Source organism: Bilophila sp. 4_1_30 (assembly GCF_000224655.1).
Lineage (GTDB): Bacteria > Desulfobacterota > Desulfovibrionia > Desulfovibrionales > Desulfovibrionaceae > Bilophila > Bilophila wadsworthia.
Window position 1 is genome coordinate 82,629 of the sequence record NZ_JH114236.1, and the last position, 7,017, is coordinate 89,645.

The window sequence follows — 7,017 nt, forward strand, 5'->3', positions numbered from 1 at the left end:
GGTCTTCCTGCCTACTTCCCGCCTAGCTGACGCTTCCACCAATGAAGGCCGAGGCACAACACGGCGGCGGTCTCCCAGCGTAAAACGCGCTCGCCAAGCGTCGCGGGCAGGAACCCCGCACGGGTGAGCCTCTCCACTTCCTGCGCCGTAAAGCCGCCTTCGGGACCGACCACGCAAAGAGTCCTGCCGGGCTGCCCCAGCGTATCCGGAGTCAGCGACATGACCGACTTGTGCCCGCTCTCGACAAGTACGTGCCGATGCTCACAGCCAAGCTCCTCGGCCAACGCGATGAGTTCGTCCACGCCGCCGGGCATGGTCCGCAACTCGGGCAGCCACGGATTGCGGCACTGCTTGGCTCCGGCGGCAAGCTGGCCTTGCCATGACTCCTTGATGTCCGAGGGCACGGGGAACTGGCTCCGTTCAGCCTGCCACAGCCAGATCCCGCTGGCTTCAAACTCCACGGCCTTCTCCAGAATCCAGCCCCGGCGCGCGGCTTTTGTCCAGCCCGCCGCAAGGATGACCTTCGATTCCGGTTCGGGATACGTCCACTCGTCGAGAAGCCGCAGGGCCACGGCCTTGGCGTTTTTCTTGTAGGGCAAAACCCGGAAACGCCCCTCGCGCCCCCTGCCGTCCAAAACGCGTACCTCTTCGCCCTCGCGGATGCGCAGCACGCGGGTCAGATGATGGCTCTCCGAGGCATCCAGCTCATAGGGCTCATGCCACAGATCGGGCTCCAGAAAAAACGTGCGCGCATCGGACCAGTCCGGCGGTTCGGGGATTTCTTTCTCTGCCATTATGTTTTCCTTCAAAAAAAGTCCGTGATACGCATATCGGGAACCGATATGGCGGCACGGGGAAACTCGCATCGGCGAAGGCGATTGTCAAATGCCCCTGCAAAAAAGAGACGCTCCCTTTTGAGAAGCGCCCCTGCTCTCCGAACAACCTGTTACCCTTCGGCAACGGGCTTTTGGCGGGACTTGCGGACCGACTCGAATTCGTCCCTGAGGCTGACAAGCCGCCGATAGTTCTTGCGTATCTCCACGCCGCCCCTGCTCAGCTTGTCGTCCGGGCAATTGATGTAGCGCCGGAGCAGGTAGCGGTCGTCCAGTATCATTTCCATATAATGAAGCACGCTCAGCATCAGCGGTTCAAAATAATTGCCGAGTTCGAATTTGAGATCCCGCAGCAGATCAATCGCTTCGAGCAGCATACGGCCGTAGGTCAGCCGTTCCCCCTTGTAGTTCCGGGCAACGATATCCTCAAGATAGCGCACTGTGCGCGCCTGACGGATATAGGCGTATTTGCTCATCACTTCCTGCTTGAGATCGTGCAGGAGCGCGAACGCCTCTTGGTTTTCGGGGTTTTTGAGGTAGGCGTCCAGTACCTTGGTGGTATTGTTGTAAAACTCTTCGCTGTACCCGATGATGCGGCGCTGATTCTTGGACAACCACGCGAACAGGAACTTGAGGCGCTTTTCGTCCGTATCCGTATTCTCCACCAGTTCATTGCGCTTGTAGACCGCGCGGCCCACATACTCGCCGCGTACAATGTCGTTGAGGCGCAGGATCATGGTGCTGGTATCCTTGACCACATTCACGTCCGGCATCACACGTCCCGTAAGCGGGTGGATCAGCTCCTGCCGCTCGACGGAAAGGGCACGGTCCTGCCGCACGTTGTCCGCATTGTAACGGTGCTGCTTGTAGGAAATGCGGATGATCACCACGCGTTTTTCGGCGTCCACGAAAAAACCGCCCTCCCCGCACGCCCGGATCAAATCCTTCTGCTCAGGGTCGAGCTTCACAAGGGCGATTTTTTCAACACGCGGGTAGGGCCGGTTCTCTCCATTGTTCCAGATGGTTGTGATCGTCCGGTCGGACTGCCCGAGCACGCGCACCAGGAACCGCTCGCCGAGCTTGTGCAGACGCCGGGAAAAAAGCGCCGCCGAGGTCCGGCGTTCCGAGGAAATGGGAAAACCATACAGTTCCATTAAAAACTGGCAGACAAACGTACGGTTGCGTTCGTACATTTCGTTGTCGCCGATCTTGAACTTGCCGGTGCGCAGCCCGAACCGCTTGATCTCGCCGTCCATGTCGGACGGGAATGAAGCGAAAAGCCCCGCGAGGTGGTAGTGCCCGTAGATGTCCGTAGCGAACACGTGGGCCCTATCCATCGCCAGCAGGTACGGCATCAGCGCGGGGTAATAATCGAGCACGGCGGTATCCACACGCCGGAACTGATCACGGAAAGGATCCTGGAGTTTTTTGGGCAGGCGGCTCAGGAACATCTGGACGTTGCGGGCGATGACGTGCGTTTCCAAAGGGCAGGAGGCGCCTTCCGCCGTGTTTACCGCGCTGAGGACCGGATGGAGGATGTCGTATTGGAAAATTTCGCTGAAACTTTCCAGAGGCCGGGCGAACGCCACCATGGAAAAACCGGGAAGCCCCTTGTATTCCCACAATTCCGCCTCGAAAGACGGCAGGAGATCACGCGAGTCGACCAGCGGATAGTTTTCCGTTTCGCACCACGGTTTGAGCAGACAGAACTTGACGTGTACCGCATCAAGAAAATGTTTGAGCGCCTCAAGATCCGTAATTTCGATGATATCAGAAAAAGAGTTGGTGTTCGACCAAGAAAAATCGCCGAGGGTGAACGCTTCTTTCCATAACAAAGACATGGTTGAACTCTCTTTCCGGCTTTGTGGACCAAGCCCCTGCCCGCGGAGCAAGGTCGCCTCTGTTCATACACGCTCATGAGTTTTACATAGTTTACCTATCAGAAATGCAAAAAAAATTCCACCCCTGATTTCGAAAAAAGACGGCTGCTCACCCGCGCGCACCGCCTTCTCGTCAGCGAAAAGAGCTTGCGCTTTCCGACACAAAACAGGAAGTGCCTCTCATGCCCCTTGGCATAGCGGCCTTTGATGGGGTATAGAGAAAAATTCGCGGCATTGTTTTCATCCGTCAGGCCCACGCCGCACAACGCAGCCCGACCGCTGCACCCTCCGCAACACTTTCTCTCAGGTCATGAGACACGGAGCAGCCATGAGCATCATCAGCACCCAGATGAGTTCTTCCATCAAAAACGGCTCCTGGATCCGTCGCATGTTCGAAGCCGGCATCCAGCTCAAGCAGAAGTACGGCGACGATGCCGTATGCGATTTCAGCCTTGGCAACCCGGATCTCGCTCCCCCGCCCGCCGTGGGCAAGGCGCTGGTCGAATTCGTCAAGCACGTGGACGAACCGTTCAGCCTCGGCTACATGCCGAACAACGGGTTCGGCTGGGCCCGCGAAAAGCTCGCCGCCCACCTTTCCAAGGAACAGGGAGTCGAGCTCACGGCCAACGACGTCATCCTGACCTGCGGGGCCGCGGGCGCGCTCAACGTGATCTTCAGGACCGTTCTGGAACCCGGCGACGAAGTGCTCACCGTGACCCCCTATTTTGTGGAATACGGCTCCTATGTGGGCAACCACGGCGGTACGCTCAAGAAGGTCCCGACCTTGCCGGGTACCTTCGGGCTTGATCTGCCCGCCATTGAGGCGGCCATCACGCCCAAGACCCGCGCCATGATCATCAACTCGCCCCACAACCCCACCGGGACCGTCTATTCCCGCAAAGAGCTCGAAGGCCTGACCGCCATCCTCGCCAAGGCCTCCGAACGCAATGGCCGCCCGCTCTATCTCGTGGTCGACGAACCGTACCGTTTTCTGGCCTTCGACGGAGTGGAAGTGCCGAGCCTGCTGCCCATGTACCCCTACGCCGTTCTGGCAAGCTCCTTCTCCAAGAACCTGTGCCTCGCCGGTGAACGCGTCGGCTTCATCGCCCTGTCCCCGCTCTTTGCCGAACGCGCCGAACTCATGGGCGGCCTGACGCTCGCCAACCGTATCCTCGGCTTTGTGAACCCCCCGGTCGTGGGCCAGCATATCATGGCGGGCGCGCTCGGATCGCAGGTGGACGTGAACATTTATGCCCGCCGCCGCGAAATGATGGGCAACGTCCTCTCCGACGCGGGCTATGAATTCCAGATGCCCAAGGGAGCGTTTTATTTCTTCCCGAAGGCTCCCGGCGGCGATGACGTGGCCTTCGTCAACAAGCTCCTTGATGAACGCATCCTCGCCGTGCCCGGTTCCGGTTTCGGCGGCCCCGGCCACTTCCGCCTGGCGTTCTGCGTCGAGGACGAGGTCATCGCCCGCTCCGCCGAAGGGTTCAAGCGGGCCCGCGGGTAGGGAAGCCTTTTCGGGCGGCAAGGCAGCCGCCCGTTTCCCGCGGAACCCGGAAAAATGTCCATCGGGCACAGCCTCTTCATGGGTGCCCGATGGACGGATTCCGGCCTGCCGGAGGAATCATTTCCCCGGCCTGGCAATCAGCGTACCTTTCAATCACATTCCCCCAAACGCCAGCGGGCTGGCCGCGGCTTTCCCCCGTTTTTCATCACCTTTCAAAAAAATACGCGGTCTCCCGTGCGTCCTGAGGGATATTTCAAGGGATTGGAAGCCACACCAGAACCTCCGGACGGGAACGTTTTCCCATGGGGCGGCCTCCTTCGCTTTCCCCATCATGAACGCTCTCATAGTCTTGACACAAGCCGATCAACCGTGTAAGGAGTCCCGTTCACGAGGTTATCATGGCTGAACTACGGATTGCACTGAACAACATCGCCCCTGAAGGAAAGACGTTCGTTATGGACGATCCGGCCATCTGGTCGGTCCCCATGACGGAATGCGGTATGGATTGCCGCATCGTCCAGCCTCTTGTGGGCACGGTTACGCTTCTTCCCCAGGAAGACGGCTGCCTTGTACGCGGCAACCTGAAGGGAGAGGTCGTCGTTCCCTGTAACCGTTGCGCCGAAGACGCCCACCTGATCATCGACAGCAGTTTCGACAGCTTCGAGCCGTTCCCACAGGCGGACGACGAGCCGGAGCCGCGCAACGGCAAAGAAAAGCCGTTCGACAGCGAGGCCGACGAGCTCATCGTCAAGCTGGTGGACGGCGCGCCGGAGATCAATCTGGCCGGCCTGCTCTGGGAAGAGTTTGTGCTCGCCCTTCCGGTACGTCCTCTGTGCAAGCCTGATTGCAAGGGGTTGTGCCCCGACTGCGGGAAAAACCTTAACGAAGGTTCTTGCTCCTGCGTGCGGGACGAAGGCGATCCCCGTCTTGCGGCCCTCCGGGGTCTGAAAGTGAAAAAGAACTAGATTTTGCCGCCGAACCTTGTGTCTCCGGGCGTATTGGGCTATGCCATCCGGAGCCGCATCAACAGGCGACAGAGCCAAACCCTCGGCACCATGCCGAATCCTAAGGAGTGCCGTCATGGCCGTACAGCAAAATAAGAAGTCTCATTCCAAGAAGGGTATGCGCCGGTCCCACGATCGCGTGGCCACCCCCACCGTTGTGTACTGCACCTGCGGAGCCCCCACGGTTCCCCACGCTGCCTGCCCCAGCTGCGGCACCTACCGCGGTCGTCAGGTCGTCGAGCAGAAGACCGCCGATGAGCAGCAATAAGACCGTTATCGCCGTCGACGCCATGGGAGGCGATCTCGGTCCTTCCGTGGTCGTCCCCGGAGCGATTGAGGCCGCCCGCCAGACCGGAGCCAAAATTCTCCTTGTCGGGAACGAGGCTACACTTGACGGCGAACTGAACAGACTCTCCCCCTCGGGGGTGGATCTGGAAATCGTCCATGCCCCCGAAGTCGCGGGCATGGACGAAAAGCCTTCGGACATCCTGCGCCGGAAGAAGAACGCCTCCATCCAGGTCGCCTGCCGCCTTGTGCGCGACGGCGCGGCCCAAGGCGTTGTCAGCGCGGGTCACTCCGGAGCCTCCGTCGCGTGCGGCATGTTCATCATGGGCCGCATCCCCGGCGTGGAACGCCCCGCCCTCGCGTCGCTCCTCCCTACGGAAAAGGAACCCGTCGTCCTGCTGGACGTGGGTGCCACCGTCGATTGCAAGCCCTACAACATCTTTCAGTTCGGCCTGATGGGCGACGCCTTCGCCCGGGACATCCTCAATAAGGAATCCCCCCGCGTGGGCCTTCTCAGCATCGGCGAAGAGGAAGGCAAGGGCAACAGCCAGGTGAAAGAGGCGTACGAGCTGTTCAAAATGGCTCAGAACCTCAATTTCAGCGGCAATATCGAAGGGCGCGATCTCTTCACAGGCGAAATGGACGTGGCCGTCTGCGACGGTTTCGTCGGCAACGTGGCCCTGAAGCTCAGCGAAGGGTTGGGCCTGTCCCTGAGCCGCGTGCTCAAGCGCGAACTGCTCAATTCCGGCTTCCTGCCCAAGCTCGGCAGCCTGCTGGCCAAGTCCGCGTTCAGACGCTTCGCCAAAGTGGTGGACTACGCCGAATACGGCGGAGCCCCCTTGCTCGGCCTTCAGAACATCTCCATCGTCTGCCACGGCCGTTCCAATGCCAAGGCCATTTGCAACGCTACCCGCATGGCGACCCTGTTCGTCGAGAAAGAGACCAACAAGCGCCTGATGGAAACCATCTGCGCCAATGAGGAACTGACCCGTTTCGGCCGTTCCTGTTAGCCCTCCTCACAAACGCACGGACACCGCATGACAGCAATCCATATTCAAGGCTTGGGGACGTATGTTCCGACCAAGCGGATCACGAACGTCGACTTGATGTCGCTGGTGGACACCAACGACGAATGGATCGTCAGCAGGACCGGGATCAAGGCCCGGCACATGCTGGCGGACGACGAAAACGGCTCCGACGCGGGCACGGAAGCGGCGCTTAAAGCTCTTGAAGATGCCGGCATCGCGGCTGAAGACATCACGCATGTTCTGACGGCGACGTGTACGCCCGACTACCTGTGCCCGAGCACGGCCTGCATCATCAGTGGCAAAATCGGCTCGCACGGGGCGATGGCGTTCGACCTCAACGCGGCCTGCACCGGCTTCGTTTACGGCCTGGACGTGGCGAACAGCATCCTTGCCGGAAAGCCCGGGGCCAAAGTCCTGCTCGTGGGCTCGGAAGCCTTTACCCGCCGCCTGAACTGGGAAGACCGCACGACCTGCATC

At 60.0% G+C, this 7,017-nt stretch carries 6 protein-coding genes and 1 pseudogene; 5 read left to right on the forward strand and 2 right to left on the reverse strand.

Features of this window, described 5'->3' with window-relative positions:
• Positions 1-11: 11 nt before the first annotated feature.
• Complete coding sequence (locus HMPREF0178_RS18830; RefSeq protein ID WP_009369154.1) at positions 12-794, reverse strand: 16S rRNA (uracil(1498)-N(3))-methyltransferase; 783 nt, start codon at positions 792-794, stop codon at positions 12-14.
• A 152-nt stretch (positions 795-946) separates the two neighbouring features.
• Positions 947-2,674 carry a hypothetical protein gene (locus HMPREF0178_RS18835; RefSeq protein WP_009369155.1) on the reverse strand — a complete coding sequence of 576 codons (1,728 nt, stop codon included), beginning with the start codon at positions 2,672-2,674 and terminating at the stop codon, positions 947-949.
• A 367-nt stretch (positions 2,675-3,041) separates the two neighbouring features.
• Here HMPREF0178_RS18835 and HMPREF0178_RS18845 point away from each other — a divergent pair, with 367 nt between their 5' ends.
• The 5 genes and pseudogenes from HMPREF0178_RS18845 to HMPREF0178_RS18870 form a co-directional block, all read left to right on the forward strand.
• Entirely contained in the window at positions 3,042-4,223 is a 1,182-nt protein-coding gene (locus tag HMPREF0178_RS18845; RefSeq protein ID WP_009369156.1) for a pyridoxal phosphate-dependent aminotransferase, read from the forward strand.
• A 398-nt stretch (positions 4,224-4,621) separates the two neighbouring features.
• Positions 4,622-5,188: a DUF177 domain-containing protein gene (locus HMPREF0178_RS18855; protein WP_009369157.1), complete on the forward strand. Its 567-nt coding sequence runs from the start codon at positions 4,622-4,624 to the stop codon at positions 5,186-5,188.
• A 115-nt stretch (positions 5,189-5,303) separates the two neighbouring features.
• Positions 5,304-5,495 carry a 50S ribosomal protein L32 gene (rpmF, locus tag HMPREF0178_RS18860; RefSeq protein WP_005025810.1) on the forward strand — a complete coding sequence of 64 codons (192 nt, stop codon included), beginning with the start codon at positions 5,304-5,306 and terminating at the stop codon, positions 5,493-5,495.
• Entirely contained in the window at positions 5,482-6,522 is a 1,041-nt protein-coding gene (gene plsX, locus HMPREF0178_RS18865) for a phosphate acyltransferase PlsX (RefSeq protein WP_005025808.1), read from the forward strand. Before rpmF ends, plsX begins: the two co-directional genes overlap by 14 nt.
• A 27-nt stretch (positions 6,523-6,549) precedes the next feature.
• Positions 6,550-7,017 (forward strand): annotated as a pseudogene (locus tag HMPREF0178_RS18870) (3-oxoacyl-ACP synthase); the annotation flags it as partial.

Coding starts and splice junctions, on each gene's coding strand:
- plsX (WP_005025808.1), top strand. CDS start 5,482: ATGAGCAGCAATAAGACCGTTATCGCCGTCGACGCCATGGGAGGCGAT.
- HMPREF0178_RS18855 (WP_009369157.1), top strand. CDS start 4,622: ATGGCTGAACTACGGATTGCACTGAACAACATCGCCCCTGAAGGAAAG.
- rpmF (WP_005025810.1), top strand. CDS start 5,304: ATGGCCGTACAGCAAAATAAGAAGTCTCATTCCAAGAAGGGTATGCGC.
- HMPREF0178_RS18835 (WP_009369155.1), bottom strand. CDS start 2,674: ATGTCTTTGTTATGGAAAGAAGCGTTCACCCTCGGCGATTTTTCTTGG.
- HMPREF0178_RS18830 (WP_009369154.1), bottom strand. CDS start 794: ATGGCAGAGAAAGAAATCCCCGAACCGCCGGACTGGTCCGATGCGCGC.
- HMPREF0178_RS18845 (WP_009369156.1), top strand. CDS start 3,042: ATGAGCATCATCAGCACCCAGATGAGTTCTTCCATCAAAAACGGCTCC.